Annotated in this window: 18 protein-coding genes and 2 tRNA genes; 17 read left to right on the forward strand and 3 right to left on the reverse strand. The window is 61.0% G+C overall.

Features of this window, described 5'->3' with window-relative positions; all coding sequences use genetic code 11:
• From DWV00_RS08930 to DWV00_RS08980, 11 genes are all read left to right on the forward strand, one after another.
• On the forward strand, positions 1–648 hold the full coding sequence (locus DWV00_RS08930; protein WP_115533213.1) for a YmfQ family protein: 648 nt from the start codon (positions 1–3) through the stop codon (positions 646–648).
• A 60-nt stretch (positions 649–708) separates the two neighbouring features.
• Complete coding sequence (locus tag DWV00_RS34340; protein WP_220274674.1) at positions 709–2,943, forward strand: right-handed parallel beta-helix repeat-containing protein; 2,235 nt, start codon at positions 709–711, stop codon at positions 2,941–2,943.
• Positions 2,944–2,996: 53 nt separating this feature from the next.
• Complete coding sequence (locus DWV00_RS08940; protein WP_115533214.1) at positions 2,997–4,517, forward strand: hypothetical protein; 1,521 nt, start codon at positions 2,997–2,999, stop codon at positions 4,515–4,517.
• 11 nt (positions 4,518–4,528) lie between these two features.
• Positions 4,529–4,717: a hypothetical protein gene (locus DWV00_RS08945; RefSeq protein WP_115533215.1), complete on the forward strand. Its 189-nt coding sequence runs from the start codon at positions 4,529–4,531 to the stop codon at positions 4,715–4,717.
• 108 nt (positions 4,718–4,825) lie between these two features.
• Positions 4,826–5,188, forward strand: a complete 363-nt coding sequence (locus DWV00_RS08950; RefSeq protein WP_147297859.1) for a hypothetical protein — start codon at positions 4,826–4,828, stop codon at positions 5,186–5,188.
• Positions 5,185–5,631, forward strand: coding sequence for a glycoside hydrolase family 73 protein (locus DWV00_RS08955; protein ID WP_115533217.1), 447 nt, complete (start codon positions 5,185–5,187; stop codon positions 5,629–5,631). Before DWV00_RS08950 ends, DWV00_RS08955 begins: the two co-directional genes overlap by 4 nt.
• 65 nt (positions 5,632–5,696) lie before the next feature.
• On the forward strand, positions 5,697–6,260 hold the full coding sequence (locus DWV00_RS08960) for a hypothetical protein (RefSeq protein WP_115533218.1): 564 nt from the start codon (positions 5,697–5,699) through the stop codon (positions 6,258–6,260).
• Complete coding sequence (locus DWV00_RS08965; protein ID WP_115533219.1) at positions 6,257–6,469, forward strand: hypothetical protein; 213 nt, start codon at positions 6,257–6,259, stop codon at positions 6,467–6,469. The genes DWV00_RS08960 and DWV00_RS08965 overlap by 4 nt, the downstream gene beginning before the upstream one ends.
• A gap of 42 nt (positions 6,470–6,511) precedes the next feature.
• Positions 6,512–6,835 (forward strand): hypothetical protein, encoded by a 324-nt coding sequence (locus DWV00_RS08970; protein ID WP_115533220.1) that lies wholly within the window; start codon positions 6,512–6,514, stop codon positions 6,833–6,835.
• A complete protein-coding gene (locus DWV00_RS08975; RefSeq protein ID WP_115533221.1) occupies positions 6,832–7,578 on the forward strand; it encodes an alpha/beta hydrolase family protein in 747 nt (248 codons plus the stop codon). The genes DWV00_RS08970 and DWV00_RS08975 overlap by 4 nt, the downstream gene beginning before the upstream one ends.
• A gap of 61 nt (positions 7,579–7,639) precedes the next feature.
• Positions 7,640–9,589, forward strand: a complete 1,950-nt coding sequence (locus tag DWV00_RS08980; RefSeq protein ID WP_181885399.1) for an acyltransferase family protein — start codon at positions 7,640–7,642, stop codon at positions 9,587–9,589.
• 108 nt (positions 9,590–9,697) lie between these two features.
• Here the strand turns inward: DWV00_RS08980 and DWV00_RS08985 are convergent.
• The 3 genes from DWV00_RS08985 to DWV00_RS08995 all read right to left on the reverse strand — a co-directional run bounded on the left by DWV00_RS08985 (position 9,698) and on the right by DWV00_RS08995 (position 11,778).
• Positions 9,698–9,784 (reverse strand) — tRNA-Leu (locus DWV00_RS08985).
• Between the two features lie 219 nt (positions 9,785–10,003).
• Entirely contained in the window at positions 10,004–10,456 is a 453-nt protein-coding gene (locus DWV00_RS08990; RefSeq protein WP_115533223.1) for a MarR family winged helix-turn-helix transcriptional regulator, read from the reverse strand.
• Between the two features lie 179 nt (positions 10,457–10,635).
• Positions 10,636–11,778 (reverse strand): glycerate kinase family protein, encoded by a 1,143-nt coding sequence (locus DWV00_RS08995; RefSeq protein WP_115533224.1) that lies wholly within the window; start codon positions 11,776–11,778, stop codon positions 10,636–10,638.
• Between the two features lie 377 nt (positions 11,779–12,155).
• On the opposite strand from DWV00_RS08995, the gene tig reads away from it, so the two are divergent.
• The 6 genes from tig (at position 12,156) to DWV00_RS09025 (ending at position 19,064) form a co-directional block, all read left to right on the forward strand.
• Positions 12,156–13,502 carry a trigger factor gene (tig, locus tag DWV00_RS09000; RefSeq protein WP_115533225.1) on the forward strand — a complete coding sequence of 449 codons (1,347 nt, stop codon included), beginning with the start codon at positions 12,156–12,158 and terminating at the stop codon, positions 13,500–13,502.
• A gap of 143 nt (positions 13,503–13,645) precedes the next feature.
• A complete protein-coding gene (clpP, locus tag DWV00_RS09005; RefSeq protein ID WP_115533226.1) occupies positions 13,646–14,299 on the forward strand; it encodes an ATP-dependent Clp endopeptidase proteolytic subunit ClpP in 654 nt (217 codons plus the stop codon).
• A 213-nt stretch (positions 14,300–14,512) separates the two neighbouring features.
• The gene (gene clpX, locus DWV00_RS09010) at positions 14,513–15,784 is read left to right on the forward strand and encodes an ATP-dependent Clp protease ATP-binding subunit ClpX (protein WP_115533227.1); all 1,272 of its coding nucleotides are present in this window, start codon (positions 14,513–14,515) and stop codon (positions 15,782–15,784) included.
• A 190-nt stretch (positions 15,785–15,974) separates the two neighbouring features.
• Complete coding sequence (lon, locus tag DWV00_RS09015; protein ID WP_115533228.1) at positions 15,975–18,392, forward strand: endopeptidase La; 2,418 nt, start codon at positions 15,975–15,977, stop codon at positions 18,390–18,392.
• A 254-nt stretch (positions 18,393–18,646) separates the two neighbouring features.
• The gene (locus DWV00_RS09020) at positions 18,647–18,919 is read left to right on the forward strand and encodes an HU family DNA-binding protein (RefSeq protein WP_115533391.1); all 273 of its coding nucleotides are present in this window, start codon (positions 18,647–18,649) and stop codon (positions 18,917–18,919) included.
• Between the two features lie 69 nt (positions 18,920–18,988).
• Positions 18,989–19,064, forward strand: a tRNA-Val gene (locus tag DWV00_RS09025).
• Positions 19,065–19,250: the final 186 nt, after the last annotated feature.

Raw genomic sequence — 19,250 nt, forward strand, 5'->3', positions numbered from 1 at the left:
ATGCCAGCACCGAACTACGGGGCCGCGGAATATCTGCGGGCGCTGCAGGCGCTTCTACCGCGCGGCCGGGTATGGCCGCGAGATCCGGACGCTGCACAGACAAAGGTTCTCTCTGGTTTCACGCCGTGCTTCGCCGCGCTGACGACGAGTGCCAACTATTTGCTGGTCGATGCATTCCCGCCGACGGCCCTCGAGCTGCTGCCGGAATGGGAGGCAACGCTCGGGCTTCCAGATCCGTGCGCCGGCGAGTCGCCCACGCTCGCGCAGCGCCAAGCGCAAGTGAAGGCGCGGCTCACGAACACAGGCGGCCAGTCCGTCGAATACTTTATCGCCTACGCGGCGACGCTTGGCTACGAGATCACGGTGACCCAGTTCGCACCGTTCCGGGCGGGGCAGTCGTGTGCGGGCGCCCCCGTTTGCAGTCAAGACTGGGCGTTCGCATGGCGCATCAATGCGCCTGCGGAAACCATTACTTATTTCACGGCCGGCAATTCAGCCGCGGGTCAACCGCTCGCCGTTTGGGGCAACGCTGTTCTGCAGTGTGAACTGAGCAAGAGCAAGCCTGCCCACACGCTCTTGCTTTTCGCATACGGCCAGCCCGGTTCCCTCGATTCGACCTTCATTCTCGGCGAATCTGCTCTCGCCTGACGCAGACGAATTACACATTTAGGCCCCGCCTCGGCGGGGCTTTTTCATTGGTGCTTCCACATGAAAAAGCTGTTCGCTTTCGCGCTTCTATTGCTTTCGTCGATTTCGGCTTGGGCTCAATTCTCGCCCGGCCAGATACTCACGGCCGCGGCGCTCAATGGTCAATTCGCGCTCTACGCGCCGCTCGGAGGGGCGACGTTCACAGGACCGGTCACCATTCCGACGCTGACGGTCACCGGGGCCGCCTCCGTTGGCTCGCTTCAGACATCCAGCGCGACGATCACGGGCGGCTCGATCAGCGGTATTGCGCCGCTGCCGGTTGCATCTGGGGGTACGGGGCAAGCAACTCCCGCGGCGCACGGCATCGCGATAGGTGAAGGCGGCACGACACCGTTCTCATGGGCCGCTCCGAGCACGGCCGGACAAGCGTTGGTTTCTAACGGCGCGAGTTCCGATCCATCTTTCCAGGCAGTAACCGCACTCGGATCGAATTATCGGCTACTAGCCGGCGCCGGGATCGATCCTACCGGCGCAACCGACAGTTCCACGGCGGCGAATGCAATGCTGGCCAGCGGCGGAACAATCATCGTTCCGCCCGGAACCTATACGATCGATTCAGACTTGCTGTACGTCAGCAACACGACGTTCATCGTCAGCCGTGGCGCAACGATGAATTTCAACGCATCGCGCTTCACGCCCGCGAATGCGAACGTCGTCAATGTATCGCTGATCGACGATGGCGCGATGAATTCCGCCAACCTGCCGACGAACTGCTCGCAGAAGTTTTCGTGGCCGTCTGATACGGGCGGTTCGCCGCCGTCGACGTCCTATGAGCGCGGCTTCATTGAATTCGGGGGCGCGAGCGGAACGGCACGCTCGACGGGCTTCTTCTATGTGGGCGGTCACGGAACGATTACCGGCGATTGGACTGGAACACCTTCGATCACCAATCTTTGGACGGGAGATATCTGTCGCAAGGGAATTGCTACGTTCTTCGGCGATAACGTACTGGTTGAAGGTGTCAATGTATCGGGATTTCATGGTGAGGCCGTCTATCATTATGACTCGACGGCCGCGACGATCAACAATGTCATATTCCAGAACCTCTACGTACATGACACGAATTTCAATGCGCTCAATTTCAATCTGCTGAGCGAAGCGCGCAATAGCTATATCCGAAACAATACGGTTTACAACAGCTATCAAGGTATCGAGATCAGTGCTGGTCACGCGATCAATAACACGATTCGCTTGACGCAAGGCCCAGGCATATTTACGGGCGGGGGCACTGTACAAACCGTCGATATCAGCAATAACACTGTCGACAGTGCGCAGATGGACGGCATTGAAGTTACTGCCGCTACCTCGAATACCGGTACGGGTGATGTTGAGGTGGAGGGCAATACGATATTCAGTGCACAAGGCAATGCCATCAATGGCGCAGCGCTGAATCGCCTATCAGTTTTCAACAACATCGCCTACGGCTACGCGACCACGGCGAGCACTTATGGGGTCTGGGCGCAAAGCAATTGCACCTATGCTGATATCCGTGGCAATCGCTTGTTAGGTCCCAACGGCGGCCTTGTTGTGCCGATTCGAAACCAAGCGACGTACGCATCGACGTTGAACAATGTCTATTACGACACGACCACCGGCGCGCCCGTGCTGGCGAATACGGCCGGGTATCTGACGACGAGCCAGACGAATGAATACAAGGTGATCGACGGTGTAGGAGCAACTGGCGTCGGTCATTCGACGATCTATAAGATCGGTGGAACGCTCCCACTTCTCGCCCAGCAGAACTATGTACGCACATACAGTTCGGTGGATACGACCGGCGCGACCGGTGCATCGGGATCGTTCCACGTCGCCACGCATAAAGCCTCGACCGAGTCGACGACGCTGGGCGACACAATGGTCTTCGATCAAAACGGCAACGCACTCGTGACGAGCGCGGGCGGTTTGGGTTACGGCACGGGCTCCGGTGGCACCGTTACGCAAACGACGAACAAGAGTACGACGGTCACACTCAATTCCCCGACCGGTCAGATCACGATGAACAATGCGGCGCTCGCCGCTGGCGCGACCATTTCGTTCACGTTCAATTGCTCCGTGATGACCGCCAATGACGTGCTTGTCATGAGCATCAACGCGAATTCGCCCAATGCGGCCGCCTATTCGGTGCGCGGCATCTCGTCGTCATCTGCAGCAGTCTTTGTGACAAATACCTCAAGCGGCTCGCTCTCGGATGCCGTCATCATCAATTTCGCAGTGATTAAAGGTGCGACTTCGTGATGGCTTCAGCTATCTGTAGCTTCGCTATCAACCAATTCCAATTGGGGGTTTAAATGTATCAAACCGATCAACCGACCGCCGCGAGCGCATTGCCGACGCCGTCCCCGGCCGAAGCGCAAGGCTATTTTACCGGCGGAAATCCGGTGACCGGGCTAGCGGCGACGGTCGTCGACGCCGACTTCCTGAATATGGTAATGATGGAGCTCATCAACGTCGTAACGGCGAGCGGCCAGACTCCGAGCAAAACCACATATAACCAAGTAGCGCTGGCAATCAAGCGCCTCGTGCAGTCTCAAGTCGTGCTCACCGATACGGGGGTTGCGGATACGTATTCGGCGACGAACAACCCGCCGCTCACCGCGGGGACATGGACGAACGGCGTTGTGCAGAAAATCGCCGTAGCTCATACGAACAACGGGCCATCGACCTATGCGCCTGATGGCCTCGCTGGCATCCCGATCTATGGTCTGGGATTGCAAGCGCTGCAGGGCAATGAGATGTTTGCCGGCGGGATCGCGAGCCTCGTGAAACAGACCATCGCAGGCGTGAACGGTGGAAATCCGATATGCGTGCTCCTCGAGTGCGCCGGCGGCGGCCAGCAAGTTCCTCCAGCCACCGCCTCTCAGCACGCGGTGCAGATGAGCCAGGCGGCTGGAATCGTCGGCAGCATGCGAAACGCTCGGATGTCAGTGAATGGGGCGGCGGCAGCAGCGACTTTCTTGGCAGACGAGATCATCGTTCAAACGGCTTTGGGCGGCGTTCGGTATTGCCTCCCCCTGTTCAACCAAACTGCCAACCTGGGCGCGAGCGGCGTCGGCGGCATGGACACCGGCACAGCTCCGGCGTCCGGCTATGTGGCGCTCTATGCGATCTACAATCCTCAGGCCGCGCTGTTTACAGGCTCAATCGCCGGAACCACGCTGACGGTCAGCAGCGTTGGCGCTGGCGCGATTGCGGTCGGGCAGTATGTCCAAGGCGCGTCGCCAGGGACGACGATCACCGCGCTGGGCACAGGAACAGGGGGCGCCGGAACATATACCGTGTCGATTTCTCAAGCGGTTGCTTCCGGATCGTTCGCCACTGGGGCCGCTGCTCTCCTCGCAACGAATGCGACGACCGCAGCTGCGCCGAATGTATATGGCGGCGCGAACATGCCGGCAGGATATACGGCGAGCGCATTGGTATCCGTTTGGCCGACGAATGCGAGCAAACAATTCATGGCGGGAACGCAAAGAGACCGTAAGATAGAGTTCCCTTCAGTATTGGCTCTCTCCACGTCGACGAGCGCCGCTTCGTTTACTCTCTTCGGAACATCTACGGTCCCCCCGAATGCAGTAGAGGCGGCCGGCAATATCGAGGCAATCTCCTCGGTCAACAGCGGGATGTCTCTGAGCATTGCATCCGACGCCAATGGCAGCGGCCAGAAAGAGGCGAGCGGGTATGTGACCGCGCCGTATGGTTTGATTGGCCCCTGGCGGTGTCTCATCACACAGAGCCAATCGCTGTATTACGAAACGACGAACAGCGCCGGAACGCCGACGTTTTCAGTCACGACGTCGGAATATTCCTTCTAGGAAGCTATTAGATGACCGAGATCTATATTCAATGGACCGATTCGACCAAGACGGCCATCGCTTCGGTGTTTAGCTGCGCGCAAGATCCAACTGTGTGGCAAAACCAGGACGTCATTCCTTCCAACGATGAGCGATATGCGTCGCACTTCAACGCGATGCCTTCGTCGATTCAAAGCAAAATGGTCGCGCCGGGAACGTGATCGAACCGGGCTGATAGTCAAGGGCAATGCAACCGGTCGCCTCGAGCGGCCTTTTATTTTTCCGGGGTATGCATGTCGGAGCCACAGACCGCGCCGTCGCGCGCGAGCATGGAAGAACGGCTAAAGGCCGGCGACAAAAGGTTCTCGCGCCTAGAGGCGCGAATCGATAAAAGCGATCGCGAGGTGAGAGGGCACCTTCAGAAACAGGACGACAAGATTGACGTCATCGTGACGGCCTTGACGCGTATCGATGCGAACACGAGTTCGATCGTTGACACCTGGAATGAGGGTGCAAAAGCGGTGCGCTTTTTCTGTCGCCTGGCAGACGCATGGCGCTTCCTCGTGCGCCAGGTCGCAATTCCCGTCGCTTTGCCCGGGGTCGCTTTATACGCCTTATGGCATTACGCCCATTACCACGCCTTTCCAACCTGGATCAGCGACGTCTACAAGTTGCTGGTCGCGATGTCATGACTCCAACTGACTTCATTTCAGCCGTCGGCCCGGCGGCGCGCACGTCGATGCAATCGACGAAGATCCCGGCCAGCTTCACGGTCGCAGAAGCCGCGATCGAAAGCGGGTGGGGCGTTCACGCGCCGGGCTTCAATCTCTTCGGGGTGAAGGCCGATCCATCTTGGCACGGCCCGGTGACGGTGCAACGCACGCGCGAATTCCTGAATGGCTCATGGACGTTCGTCGAGGCCCGCTTTCGGGCCTATAGCGATTGGCTCGGATCGATCGCGGACCATGCCGCATTTCTGACATCGAACCAGCGCTATCGACCGGCATTCGCATATACCAGCGGCGCGACCTTCGCGCAGGCGGTGGCAGCTGCCGGTTACGCGACGGATCCGCAATACGCCTCGAAGATCATCACGATCATCAAGGCGCACAACCTCTCGCAGCTCGACGCCTGACGTCACTTTTCGGGTTTTCGAAATTTCGCAATTGCCGCCTCGAGCGGCTTTTTTCGTTTACGGACATGACTGTCGAACAAATCCACGAAGAAAAAGAGACGCTCGTCGTCGACGTGCTTCTGCCCGGGCATGCGCCGCGGAAAGAGACGGCGCTGTTCGAGCACTCCCGCAAGCTGCTGATCGAACGCGAGGGCGGCCGCTGCTTCGTCTCGGGCATGACGGCCGATGAGCTCGGCGCGCCGCTCGAGGCGCATCACCATCCGATTGAGCGTTGCTTCGCCGAGGTCATCAACTGGAGCCGGTTCTCCGAGGACTGCACGGCTGGACATTGGGGCCCGCACGCACAGGCCTTCAATTGGGAGGGCTTCTTCAAGGGAGCGAAGACGGTGACCATCGCCGGTGAGACGCCGCTGCATCCGGAGGAAACCTACCTTGTCCCCGTCGACCCGTATCTCTTCGTCGACGACATGACCGTGAACGGGCTGCTGATCGGCAAGCAGTTCCACACGAAAAAGGACGCCGGCATTCACATGCTGCCGTTCCCGATTTGGATCGTGCAGAAGTACGCGATCGACGGCTACCAGTTCACCCCCGAAGAAGTCATTCATCACGATCAGGAGCATCCATGAACTCAATCTCGCCCGCACAAACTGGCGCCGCCGGCGCGGTGACGGCAGCGGTCGTTTCCGTCATTGCAGCCGTCATCAAGCATTACCACATCGATCTCGACGGCGACGCGCAGGTTTCGATCGCCGTAGGCATCGTGGCCGGCGCTCATTGGCTTGCTCAAACGCTCATCGCGCGCGCCAGCGCCAAAGCTGTCATTTCCGCGCAGTAATCCTTGCTCGCCGCGCCTGCGGCACAACCCGAAGGAACTTCCATGAAGAAGCTCATGCCGCTCGCGGCAGGTATCGTCGCGTCCGCTTTAGTCGTCGCCGCTGGCTGCACGACGGCCGAAATCCAACAAGCCGGACAAAACGTAGCGGCCGTAAATGGTGCCGCGGCCGGCGCATTGAAGACAGTCGCTACGTCGATTGTGGCGGCGTGCCCGGCTGGCACCGCGTTTGTCAGCGCCGCGGCCGCCGCGACCGCTAATCCTGGCGTGGCAATCGCTGCGGACGCGAATGGCCTGTTCTGCGCCGTCAATAAGGCGATCGTCACCGTGCCGGCATCGGCTCCTGTCGCCGCGTCGAGCCCGCAATGATCGACTGGCAAGCGACCGCGCTGGCGGCGGCGCGCGCGAATGCCGCCTATCTCATCGACCAGGCAGCGTCTCAGGCGGCCTTTGCCGCGCTCGGCGATACCTGGATCGCGCAGTACAAGAACGCGAGCCATCAGGCCGTGCTGTCGGCCGACGCCGCCGGCGAGACGCGTCTAAGCATCAGTGGCACTCGCGCGAGCGCGTTCAAGGTGATGGACGTGCTCGCCGACATGTCGCTCGATCCCGTACCCGTCGCGGGCGGCCACGTGACGGCGGGCGTTCAGGAGGGCATGCAAGCGCTGTGGGATTGGGTGCTACAGGTCGTGCCGCGTGGCGACGTCGTGCATGTGGCCGGGCACTCGCTCGGGGGCGCCCGCACGCATCTGACACCGCTGTTCCTACCGGTGGCACAGATCGGCGCGCTACATTCGTTCGAGGCACCGAAGTTTGCCGACTCTGCGTTCTATGCGGCGCATGCCGACCCTCTGGCCAACATGGTTTGCGTGGTCGACGGCGCGGATCTCTGGGCCTCCTGGCCATGGAAGGAAGGGCCGTTGAAGGATCTGCGCTGGCAGGCGCGGCCGCTCCCGGCCCACGTGTGGCTAAAGGACGATCTCGGCACTTTCGAGATGATCCCTGGCGCCCAATGGCCGGAAGGTGACAATCCGGCCGATCACGATATCGCGCGAGTGCAGGCGAGGATCGAGAAAATCGCCGCGGCGAGTTCGGAACCGGAAGCGGCATAGGCAATCCACATTTTGTGCTAGCATTCACCCCCGAAAAAATGGGAATTAATCGGGGGCAATTGTGGGTTCTTCGCCGAATCACCGCGCGGATATTGACGGCTTGCGTGCGGTCGCTGTTCTTTCTGTTATCGCCTATCACGCGTTTCCGACAATGCTGTCGGGCGGCTTCGTCGGTGTCGATATCTTCTTCGTCATTTCTGGCTATTTGATCGGCGGCATCCTGCTGCGCGGGCTCAAAGCAGAAACTTTCAGTTTCATTGATTTCTATGTCAGGCGTGTAAGGCGCATTTTTCCTGCACTAATCCTCGTGCTCGTTTTCTGCCTCGCGTTGGGCTGGAAACTCATGCTGGCGGATGAGTATAGGTCGCTCGCCGAACAGGCCGGCTCCGGCGCTGGATTCTCGGCGAACATCCTCTTGTGGATGCAGACTGGCTACTTCGACGCCAAGGCTATCCAAAAGCCACTTCTTCACCTTTGGTCGCTCGGCATCGAGGAGCAGTTCTATATCGCGTGGCCATTGATTCTGTTCATCGCGCATCGCGCAAAGTTGAACGTTTTTTTGATCACAGCGCTTCTCGCCGTAGCATCATTCGTTCTCAATCTCCAGCTGCTGCATGACTTCCCGGCTGCGACCTTCTATCTCCCCCATACGCGAATCTGGGAATTGCTGATCGGTTGCCTTTTGGCATACACCGAAATCAATCATCCCACGTGGATCAATCAGGGTTCGACTGTCACCAATCTGAAGGCACTGATCGGCTTCGGTCTCATCATATTCTCGGCAACAAAACTGACCAATCTCGAGCCGTTTCCGGGTTGGCGCGCGATGCTTCCCGTAGCCGGCGGCGCACTTTTGATTTCGGCTGGTCCGACGTCGCTCATCAATCGATACGTGCTGAGCATGCGCCCGATGGTATGGGTAGGCCTCATCAGCTACCCGCTCTACCTCTGGCATTGGCCGCTCTTGTCTTTCGCACACATCGACCTGCAGCATGCTCCGTCGACCGAGACTCGTCTTATCCTCGTCGCGATCAGCTTCGCGCTGGCCACGATGACCTACTGGCTCGTTGAAAAGCGGATCCGATACAGGCGGCATATCTTGGTTCCGGCCGCGCTTGCCACGGTGATGGCGCTCGTCGCTGGCCAGTCGTATGCGACGTATCGTACTGGCGGCTTTCCCTCGCGCACGGCTCGCTTCGAAAAGGTCGAAAAGGCGATCGGCGAATGGGACTATCCCACGAAGGACATGACCGTCATGGATTTCCACGGCATGCCGATCCGCAGCCGGAAGACGCCTTCGAAGCATATAGCGCTCTTTGTCGGTGACTCTCAGGTTGAGCAATATTGGCCGCGCGTAGACGAGCTCGTCACGGACGAGCCGGGCAAGGTGAAGTCAGTTGTTTTCGCGACGCTCGGCGGCTGTCCAGCGATCCCTGGCGTCGAAGAGCCGAAGCATGCCTATTGCTCGGGATACACCGACAAGGTCAAGCAGTACATGATGCAGAACCCCGACATTGATACGGTGTATGTCGGCTCGTACTGGCTCGCGTATCTCGACCTCGTGCACGGGTACATGATCCAGACGCCAACTGGCTCGGCGGATATAGCGTCGGACGCTGGGCGCCCCTATGCGCTTGCGGCGCTCACGCAACTGCTGATCGACTACAAGTCGACGGGCAAGCGGGTTGTTCTCATCTTGCAGAGCCCCGTCAGTGGCGCTCTCGATCCGCGGTCGCTGGTCGGGCGTTCGCTGTACGGTTTCAGCATTAAGGAAGGTGGGCTGCCGACCGATCAGCTTCTGTTCAGGACCAGCGGCTTGCGCGCCGAGCTGCTGAAGGTTGCCCATGACGCCGGCGTCGAGGCGATCGATCCGACCGGTTCATTTTGTCCGGATGACTTCTGTGCGGCATGGCAAGGTCAGGAGCCGATCTATCGAGATTCCGCGCATCTGCGCGCCAGTTTCATGAGGCATTTCCCGTCGTTCATCGACCAAGCCATCGCGGCCCGATAACGAGACCATGCTGGCAAATTTGCTGTCAAATACGTGAGTAAACCGGCAAAAATCAGCTAGATTTTTGCCGGTCACCTAAAGCAATTTCCTGGGAAATCAATACGTTAGTGGTGCGAGGAGCGGGACTCGAACCCGCACACCATTGCTGGCGTCAGGACCTAAACCTGGTGCGTCTACCAATTTCGCCATCCTCGCGCCGAAGCCACGCGAATCGCGCGCTTCGATGTCTGGCTCACTTTCGCGGCGCCGCGGGAGCGGCACGCGTGCCGTACTCGTACTGATAATGAGTGCGACCGAAAGCGTAAGGGCGAGATTCTAACCTATTCGTGCGCCGTTGTGTCGACGATCGTCTAGGGCGGAGCGCTGCGCCGGTGCGGCGCGATCGCTCCGTGGGCGACGGCTACAACCGATCGATTACCGATCGTCGGCAACTGCGTGCGCGATGACCTTGTCGAGCGCGCGCCCGAGCGCCTGCGCCTCGGCTTCGTCGAGACATCCGAACAAATCGGCGTTCCACTTCCGGGCGATCGGCATGACCTTGCGATAGAGCGCGCGGCCTTCGGGCGTCAGCGAGATCACCACGACGCGGCCGTCTTCGGCGCTCGGCGCGCGTGCCACGAACCCGCGCTGGATGAGCGCTTCCGCCGCGCGGCTCGCCTGGCTCTTGTCGAGATTGGCGTGCTTGGCCAAGTCCATGATCGAGAACGGCCCGAACGAGCCGACCGACGCGATCACGCGCGCTTCGGGCAGCGTGATGCCGAGCTTGGTCTGATAGCGCTCGCTGATGCCGCGATCGGAGAGCTTGTTCAGCACGTGCATGCGGTAGGTCAAGAACTGCTCGAGCCCGGCTTTGGAGGCGGCCTTCATAGGTCGTGTCGATCTCGTCGAAAGGGGGGCGGGGAAAAATCGTTCGGGCGATTGTTGCCGCATCCGGCGCCGCGGTCAACGCGGTATTTCCCGCTGAGCGGCATGCGGGCTCGTTCTTCGCGGCGCCGTGTGCCTTTGCTAAAAGCTCAGCGTAAAGCCGAGCCTCGGGCACCGAACGCTCACGCGCCGAACTTCAAGCGCGCGAGTTGCTCGGCCTCGTTGGCGAGCAGCCGTGCGGCGTCGCGAATGGCGACTTCGAGCGTGATCGGGCCGGGGGCCGGCGAGAAGCAGCCGCTGAAATGCTCGCCGAGCCGCGCGAGCGCATTCGAGTCGACGCCGCCCGAGAGCAGCGTGGCCGGCACGCCGGCCGCGCGCGCATGGCGGCACGCGATGAACGGCGCCTTGCCGTGCAGCGTTTGTGCGTCGGAGCGGCCTTCGCCCGTGATGAGCCAGTCGGCGCCGTCGAGCGCGGCGTCGAGCCCGACTTGCGAGGCCACGACTTCGGCACCGGGTTCGAAGCTCGCGCCGAGCAGATGCAGCGCGAAGCCGAGCCCGCCGGCCGCGCCCGCGCCCGCGCCGGGCGACTCACGGCCTTGACGGCCGAGCGCCGCTTCGGCCAGTTCGGCAAAGTGGGCCAATACCGCGTCCAGCGCGCCGATCCGATCGGCCTTCACGCCTTTTTGCGGACCGAACACGGCCGTGGCGCCATGCTCGCCCGTCAGCGGATTGTCGACGTCGGACATCGCGACGAACGACACGTCGGCGAGCCGCGCATCGAGTCCGGACGCATCGACGCGTGCGAGCGTGCCGAGCGCCTCGGGCGTCGGTTCGAGTTCGTTGCCGCCTGCGTCGAAAAGCTTCAAGCCGAGACCCACGAGCAGCCCCGCGCCGCCGTCGTTCGTGCTGCTGCCGCCGAGCGCGATGTAAAAGCGCCGCGCGCCGGCATCGAGCAGCAGGCGAACGGCTTCGCCCATGCCGCGCGTGCCGCGCGCCTCGACGTCGATGGCCATTCCCACCGGATCGGTGATGCCGACGATCTCGGCGGTCTCGATCACGGCGCTGCCGTCCGGCAGCAAGCCGACGGCGGCCTCACGCTCGGCCAGCGCGGCCCCGCGCACGCGCAGCATGCGACGCTCGCCGCCGCGCGAGAGCATGGCGTCCAGGGTGCCTTCGCCGCCGTCGGCCATCGGGCACAGACGAATTTGCGCCGCGGGCAACGCACGCCGCACGCCGTCGGCGATGGCTTCGGCGACCGCTTGCGCGCTCAGCGAGCCTTTGAACGAATCGGGAGCGATGACGACGGTGGGTGTGCTGCCAGGCATGGTGTCTCCGAATGGGTGTGCGCGCGGCGCAAATGCCGGCGCTCGGTTGTTCGCGTGTGCTCGGGTGCGAGCTTATCAGTGCAGGCGCCTCGTTGGATATACGGTGGCGCATGTCGGACATCGCGCGCTATCGAGGCAGCCGTTCACACGCATTGCCGCGCGTTGCCGGCGCGCGAGTATCGCACCCACCCCGATTTGGGGCTGTGCCGATCAATAATTTGCTAGAATGTCCGATTCTTCCGATTCAAACCGTGCCGCGGGCAGCAAGACGTAGGCAGCCCGGGGCGGTGATTGCGGCCCCCGAGGGGGCGAGGCGCAACGCGTGGGCACGGCGAAAGATAACCGATTCGCTTGAATAATTTAGGACGATTGAAGCCATGGCTAACGTTGTTGAAAACCTCGGCAAGCTCGAACGCCGTGTGACGATTTCCCTGCAGAAAGACACCGTGCAGAAGGAAATCGATTCGCGTATCCGCCAACTCGCGAAGAACGTCCGCATGCCGGGCTTCCGCCCGGGCAAGGTGCCGCTGAAGATGGTGACGCAGCAGTACGCGGGGCAGGTCGAGGCCGAAGTGCTGAGCGACAAGGTCGGCAAGCAATTCTTCGACATCAGCCGCACCGAGAACCTGCGCGTCGCGGGCCAGCCGAGCTTCAGCCCGAAGGACGGCGCGGCTGACGACACGTACGCGTTCGACGCGACGTTCGAGGTCTATCCCGAAGTGAAGATCGGCGATCTGGCCGGCGCCGAAGTCGAGCGCTCGGTCACGCAAATCTCCGAAGGCGAAGTGGATCGCACGCTTGACATCCTGCGCAAGCAGCGCGTGCACTATCACGCGCGCGGCGAAGCGGGCGAGCACGGCGACGGCGGCGATGACGTGACGGCCAAGAGCGGCGATCGCGTGACGGTCGATTTCGTCGGCAAGCTCGAAGGCGTCGCATTCGAAGGCGGCACCGCGGAAGACTTCGCGTTCGTGCTCGGCGAAGGCCGCATGCTGCCCGAGTTCGAGCAGGCCGCAACGGGCCTGAAGGTTGGCGAGGCACGCGAGTTCGACCTCAAGTTCCCCGACGATTACCACGGCAAGGACGTGGCGGGTAAGACGGCGCAGTTCACGATCACGATGAAGAAGATCGAATGGCCGCACATGCCCGAAGTCGACGCCGAATTCGCGAAGTCGCTCGGCATCGCCGACGGCGATATGACTAAGATGCGTGCTGAGATCAAGGACAACCTCGAGCGCGAAGCGAAGCGCCGCACGCAGTCGCTGGTGAAGAACCAGGTGATGGATGCGCTGATCAAGGTGTCCGAACTCGACGTGCCGAATGCGTTGATCGAACAAGATCAGCAACGCCTCGTCGACATGGCGCGTCAGGATCTCGCGCAGCGCGGCGTGCCGAACGCGGCCGACGCGCCGATTCCGGCCGAGATGTTCAAGGAGCAGGCCGAGCGCCGCGTGAAGCTGGGCCTCGTGCTGGCCGAACTCGTGAAGGACAACGGCCTCGAGGCGAAGCCCGAGCAGATCCGCGCGGAAGTCGAGGAATTCGCTAAGAGCTACGAAGACCCGAAGGAAGTGATCCGCTGGTATTATTCGAACAAGCAGCGCCTCGCCGAAATGGAAGCGTACGTCGTTGAAAGCAACGTCGTCGAATTCGTGCTCGGCAAGGCGAAGGTGACGGATAAGGAAGTCAGCTTCGAAGCACTGGCGAGCGCCTCGGCGCAAGCGTAAGGCATCGCCTGAAACGGCGTGCGGCCGTCGGAGCGACGGCCGCACGCCGTTTTTCATGCTGCGGCGCATTTGTGTTGCGTTGCAGCGGTGCGAGGGCCGTCTTCCTGCCGTTTCAAGACCCATTCCGAACAAGGATCCATTGCATGATCTCTCGCGCTCAACTGTTGGACACGTTGGCTTCCCAAGCGCCGCGCGACTTCGAGGCGCAGGCGCTGGGGCTCGTTCCGATCGTCGTCGAAACGAGCGGCCGCGGCGAGCGTTCGTACGATATTTATTCGCGCTTGCTGAAAGAGCGCGTGGTCTTCATGGTCGGCGAAGTGAACGACCAGACGGCCAACCTCGTCGTGGCTCAGCTGCTGTTCCTCGAGAGCGAAAATCCCGACAAGGACATCAGCCTGTACATCAACAGTCCCGGCGGTTCGGTCTCGGCGGGGTTGGCGATTTACGACACGATGCAGTTCGTGAAGCCCGACGTTTCGACGCTGTGCATGGGCCTTGCGGCGAGCATGGGTGCGTTCTTGCTGGCGTCGGGCGCGAAGGGCAAGCGCTTCGCCTTGCCGAACGCACGCGTGATGATTCACCAGCCGCTCGGCGGCGCGCGCGGGCAGGCATCGGACATCGAGATCCAGGCTCGCGAAATCCTGTATTTGAAGGAGCGGCTCAATCAGATCTTCGCGCACCACACGGGGCAGCCCGTTGAGCGTCTCGCGCGCGATACTGACCGCGACAACTTCATGTCGGGCGAAGATGCGCAAGCTTACGGGCTCATCGATCAAGTCCTAAGCAAGCGCCCGTAAGGCATCGCAAGTCGGCCCGCGCTTCTTGGCGTTTGCCCTTAGGTGCGACGGCCGACTCAAGCGATGTTATAAATGGTCGATAATAGTTCTGGGCGCCGACGGCGGAGACGCGAAAGCATTTTCCGTTGCGCCGGCCAGCCGATTTGATCCGACCCTGCGTGAGGGTGGCAAACGGCGTGCCTGTCATTCGAGTGTCCGGAGGCTCGTATATCCATGGCGGACAAAAAAGGTTCGAACAGCGAAAAGCTGTTGTATTGCTCGTTTTGCGGTAAAAGCCAGCATGAGGTCAAAAAACTCATCGCGGGCCCGTCGGTGTTCATCTGCGATGAATGCATCGACTTGTGCAACGAGATCATTCGCGACGAAGCCGCGGGAGCCGGCACGGACGTGGGTTTGTCGAAGTCCGATCTGCCCAGCCCGCAAGAGATTCGCGACATCCTCGATCAGTACGTGATCGGGCAGGAGCGCGCGAAGAAGATTTTGGCCGTGGCGGTGTACAACCACTACAAGCGGCTCAAGCACCTCGACAAGAAAGACGAAGTCGAACTGTCCAAGAGCAATATTCTGCTGATTGGGCCCACGGGCTCCGGCAAGACCTTGCTCGCGCAGACGCTCGCCCGTCTTTTGAACGTGCCGTTCGTCATTGCCGACGCAACGACGCTGACGGAAGCCGGCTATGTCGGCGAAGACGTCGAGAACATTATTCAGAAGCTGCTGCAAAATTGTAACTACGAGGTAGAGAAGGCCCAGCGCGGCATCGTCTACATCGACGAAATCGACAAGATCAGCCGCAAGTCGGACAACCCGTCGATTACGCGCGATGTTTCCGGCGAAGGCGTGCAGCAGGCGCTGCTCAAGCTCGTGGAAGGCACGATGGCGTCGGTGCCGCCGCAAGGCGGGCGTAAGCATCCGAACCAGGATTTCATCCAGGTCGACACGACGAACATCCTGTTCGTCTGCGGCGGTGCGTTCGACGGCCTCGAAAAGGTCATCACCGACCGTACGGAAAAAACCGGGATCGGCTTCGGCGCGAGCGTCAAGAGCAAGCAGGAGCGCGACGCCGGCGAGGTGCTGCGCGAAACGGAGCCGGAGGATTTGATCAAATTCGGGTTGATCCCCGAATTGATCGGCCGCCTGCCCGTCGTGGCGACGCTCGGTAAGCTCGACGAAGCTGCACTGATGAAAATCCTGGTCGAGCCGAAGAACGCCCTGGTCAAGCAGTACAACAAGCTGTTTGCGATGGAGCGCGTCGAGCTCGAAATCCGCCCGGTCGCGCTGCAAGCCGTGGCGCGCAAGGCGATCCGCCGCAAGACGGGTGCTCGCGGCTTGCGCTCGATTCTGGAACAGGCGTTGCTCGACGTCATGTATGAATTGCCGGCAATGAAAGGCGTCAGCAAGGTCATCATCGACGAAAACGTCATCGACGGCGACGGCAAGCCTTTGCTCATCTACGAGGAAGCGCCGAAGGTCGCTGGCTCGAATTGATGGGCCAAGGGCCTAAAGCTTTCTGAGGAATGGCCGTTCATGGAGACGTGAACGGCTTTTTTCGTTTATCTTGTGGGTACCACTGACTGCATTCTTGAATACATCGAACTTTTCCCACACGCGCAGGCTTGCAATCCGTACCGCGGGCCTCAACTACCGAACGAACTGATTCCACTCATGGGGAAATGAAATGTCAGGAACCCAACTCCTCCCTCAAGAGCGCATTACGCTCCCGCTGCTGCCGTTGCGCGACGTCGTCGTTTTCCCGCATATGGTCATCCCTCTGTTCGTGGGGCGGCCCAAGTCGATCAAAGCGCTCGAAGTCGCGATGGAAGGCGGCAAGCACATCATGCTTGTCGCCCAAAAGACGGCGGCCAAGGACGAGCCGACCGACAAAGACATGTACGAAGTGGGGTGTATCGCCAACATCCTGCAGATGCTGAAGCTGCCCGACGGTACCGTGAAGGTGCTCGTCGAGGGCTTGCAGCGCGCCAAGACGCTCTCGATCGAAGAGCAGGAAACGCAGTTCTCGTGCGAAGTGATGCCGCTCGAGCCCGACCACGCCGACAGCGCCGAAACTGAGGCGCTGCGCCGCGCGATCGTGTCGCAGTTCGATCAATACGTGAAGCTGAACAAGAAAATCCCGCCGGAGATTCTGACGTCGCTCGCGGGCATCGACGAAGCCGGGCGTTTGGCCGATACGATCGCGGCGCATCTGCCGCTCAAGCTCGACCAGAAGCAGCACATCCTCGAGATGTTCCCCGTGGTGGAACGGCTCGAGCATCTGCTCGCCCAGCTCGAAGCCGAAATCGACATCCTGCAGGTCGAAAAGCGCATCCGCGGCCGCGTGAAGCGTCAGATGGAAAAGAGCCAGCGCGAGTACTACCTGAACGAGCAGGTCAAGGCGATTCAGAAGGAACTCGGCGAAGGCGAAGAAGGTGCCGATCTCGAGGAACTCGAGAAGCGCATCGAAGCTGCTCGCATGCCGAAGGAAGCCAAGAAGAAGGCCGATTCGGAACTGAAAAAGCTCAAGCTGATGTCGCCGATGTCGGCCGAAGCCACCGTCGTGCGCAACTACATCGACACGCTGATCGGGCTGCCGTGGCGTAAGAAGAGCAAGGTCAACAACGACCTGTCGAACGCCGAGCGCGTGCTCGACGAAGATCACTTCGGCCTCGAAAAGGTCAAGGAACGCATTCTCGAGTACCTCGCGGTGCAACAGCGCGTGGAAAAGGTGAAGGCGCCGATTCTGTGCCTGGTCGGGCCCCCGGGCGTCGGCAAGACGTCGCTGGGCCAGTCGATCGCGCGCGCGACGAACCGCAAGTTCGTGCGCATGGCGCTCGGCGGCGTGCGGGACGAGGCCGAGATTCGCGGCCACCGCCGCACGTACATCGGTTCGATGCCGGGCAAGATCTTGCAGAGCCTCACGAAGGTCGGCGTGCGCAATCCGCTCTTCCTGCTCGACGAAGTCGACAAGATGGGCATGGATTTCCGCGGCGATCCGTCGTCGGCGCTGCTCGAAGTGCTCGATCCGGAACAGAACCACACGTTCGCCGATCACTACGTCGAAGTCGACTTCGACCTGTCGGACGTCATGTTCGTGGCCACGTCGAACTCGCTGAACATCCCGCCGCCGCTGCTCGACCGGATGGAAGTCATCCGTCTGTCGGGCTACACGGAAGACGAGAAGGTCAGCATCGCGCAACGTTATCTGCTGCCCAAGCAGAAGAAGAACAACGGCCTGCGCGACAACGAGGTCGACGTGACGGAACAAGCGATTCGCGACATCATTCGCTACTACTCGCGTGAAGCGGGCGTCCGCTCGCTCGAGCGCGAAGTGTCGAAGATTTGCCGCAAGGTCGTGAAGATGCTGCTGCTGAAGAAGGCAGAAGGCGCGGTCAAGGTCGACGGCAGCAATCTCGATACGTTCCTCGGTGTGCGCAAGTACGACTTCGGTCTGGCCGCGAAGGAAAACCAGATCGGCCAGGTGACGGGTCTCGCTTGGACGGAAGTCGGCGGCGATCTGCTGACGATCGAGGCGGCCGTGATGCCGGGCAAGGGCAACGTCATCCGCACGGGTTCGCTCGGCGACGTGATGAAGGAATCCGTGGAAGCAGCGCGCTCGGTGGTGCGTTCGCGTTCGCGTCGTCTCGGCATCAAGGACGAGGCGTTCGAGAAGCAGGACATCCACATCCACGTGCCGGAAGGCGCGACGCCGAAGGACGGTCCGTCCGCCGGCGGTGCGATGACGACGGCGCTCGTGTCGGTGCTGACGGGCATTCCCGTGCGTGCCGACGTGGCGATGACGGGTGAGATCACGCTGCGCGGCGAAGTGCTGCCGATCGGCGGGCTGAAGGAGAAGCTGCTCGCGGCGCATCGCGGCGGCATCAAGCTCGTGCTGATCCCCGAGGAGAACGTCAAGGATTTGGCGGACATCCCCGACAACGTGAAGAACTCGATCGAGATCGTGCCGGTTCGCTGGATCGACAAGGTGCTCGAACTCGCGCTCGAACGTGTGCCCGAGCCGCTGGCTGAAGAAGAGCCGAAGGCTACGCCGGTAGGCGAAGCAGCGAAGGACGCCGGGGCGTCGGAAGTCGTGAAGCATTGATATTGATTCGTGGCCGCCTTGTGCGGCCCACCAGACCGCGTGCGGTGCGATGAGCATCATGCGCGGTTTTTTTTCGCCCGTTTTTCCGCCTGCTTTTTCGCCAGATCTTCGCCGCCCAATCAGGCGGAACCCTTGTTGACACTGCTGTTTCGGCCACTTTTAATGGGCAGGCGCAGCTTGGCTGCGTTTTCTTTCCGGCGCCTCAAGGCATGGCGCTTCGCGATTGCCAAACATTCATCATCGGGGATTTTGGGATGAACAAGACGGAACTGATCGACCACATTGCACAACAAGCGGATCTATCGAAGGCAGCGGCGGGGCGTGCGCTCGACGCTGTGATCGGCGGTGTCAAAGGCGCGCTCAAGAAGGGCGGCACGGTGACGCTCGTCGGCTTCGGTACGTTTGCGGTGGGCAAGCGCACGGCGCGCACGGGCCGTAATCCGCGCACCGGTGCGGCGATCAAGATCAAGGCGGCGAAGGTGCCGAAATTTAAGCCTGGCAAAGCACTGAAGGATGCGCTAAACTAGCGGGCTCGCTGGCTGTGAATGTTCTGACGTTCGCAGGCTACGCGAAAGTAAGCAAAAAGCTTCACGAACGGGTGCTTAGCTCAGTTGGTAGAGCGGCGCCCTTACAAGGCGTAGGTCGGGAGTTCGAGCCTCTCAGCACCCACCATCGTTCGTGAATGGCTTTAAAGCAGATCCGCAGCGGTTTGCTTTGTAGTACCCGAAAACCCGCACAGCTATTGGCTCTGCGGGTTTTTTGTTTGTGCGCGGGGAGGCTGGGGGAGCATGCGGCTCGAATCGGAGTTGTGTTCCCCGAATCGGAGCGGTGTCGACGGACACGGAACGCGCACCGAGC

Source organism: Trinickia dinghuensis (genome assembly GCF_003367175.1).
GTDB lineage: Bacteria > Pseudomonadota > Gammaproteobacteria > Burkholderiales > Burkholderiaceae > Trinickia > Trinickia dinghuensis.

Excerpts from the sequence above, each read along its gene's own strand:
- DWV00_RS08940 (WP_115533214.1), top strand. The coding sequence starts at position 2,997 with ATGTATCAAACCGATCAACCGACCGCCGCGAGCGCATTGCCGACGCCG.
- DWV00_RS08955 (WP_115533217.1), top strand. The coding sequence starts at position 5,185 with ATGACTCCAACTGACTTCATTTCAGCCGTCGGCCCGGCGGCGCGCACG.
- tig (WP_115533225.1), top strand. The coding sequence starts at position 12,156 with ATGGCTAACGTTGTTGAAAACCTCGGCAAGCTCGAACGCCGTGTGACG.
- DWV00_RS08995 (WP_115533224.1), bottom strand. The coding sequence starts at position 11,778 with ATGCCTGGCAGCACACCCACCGTCGTCATCGCTCCCGATTCGTTCAAA.
- DWV00_RS08975 (WP_115533221.1), top strand. The coding sequence starts at position 6,832 with ATGATCGACTGGCAAGCGACCGCGCTGGCGGCGGCGCGCGCGAATGCC.
- DWV00_RS34340 (WP_220274674.1), top strand. The coding sequence starts at position 709 with ATGAAAAAGCTGTTCGCTTTCGCGCTTCTATTGCTTTCGTCGATTTCG.
- DWV00_RS08960 (WP_115533218.1), top strand. The coding sequence starts at position 5,697 with ATGACTGTCGAACAAATCCACGAAGAAAAAGAGACGCTCGTCGTCGAC.
- DWV00_RS08965 (WP_115533219.1), top strand. The coding sequence starts at position 6,257 with ATGAACTCAATCTCGCCCGCACAAACTGGCGCCGCCGGCGCGGTGACG.
- DWV00_RS08970 (WP_115533220.1), top strand. The coding sequence starts at position 6,512 with ATGAAGAAGCTCATGCCGCTCGCGGCAGGTATCGTCGCGTCCGCTTTA.
- DWV00_RS08930 (WP_115533213.1), top strand. The coding sequence starts at position 1 with ATGCCAGCACCGAACTACGGGGCCGCGGAATATCTGCGGGCGCTGCAG.
- DWV00_RS08950 (WP_147297859.1), top strand. The coding sequence starts at position 4,826 with ATGGAAGAACGGCTAAAGGCCGGCGACAAAAGGTTCTCGCGCCTAGAG.
- clpP (WP_115533226.1), top strand. The coding sequence starts at position 13,646 with ATGATCTCTCGCGCTCAACTGTTGGACACGTTGGCTTCCCAAGCGCCG.
- DWV00_RS08990 (WP_115533223.1), bottom strand. The coding sequence starts at position 10,456 with ATGAAGGCCGCCTCCAAAGCCGGGCTCGAGCAGTTCTTGACCTACCGC.
- lon (WP_115533228.1), top strand. The coding sequence starts at position 15,975 with ATGTCAGGAACCCAACTCCTCCCTCAAGAGCGCATTACGCTCCCGCTG.
- clpX (WP_115533227.1), top strand. The coding sequence starts at position 14,513 with ATGGCGGACAAAAAAGGTTCGAACAGCGAAAAGCTGTTGTATTGCTCG.
- DWV00_RS08945 (WP_115533215.1), top strand. The coding sequence starts at position 4,529 with ATGACCGAGATCTATATTCAATGGACCGATTCGACCAAGACGGCCATC.
- DWV00_RS09020 (WP_115533391.1), top strand. The coding sequence starts at position 18,647 with ATGAACAAGACGGAACTGATCGACCACATTGCACAACAAGCGGATCTA.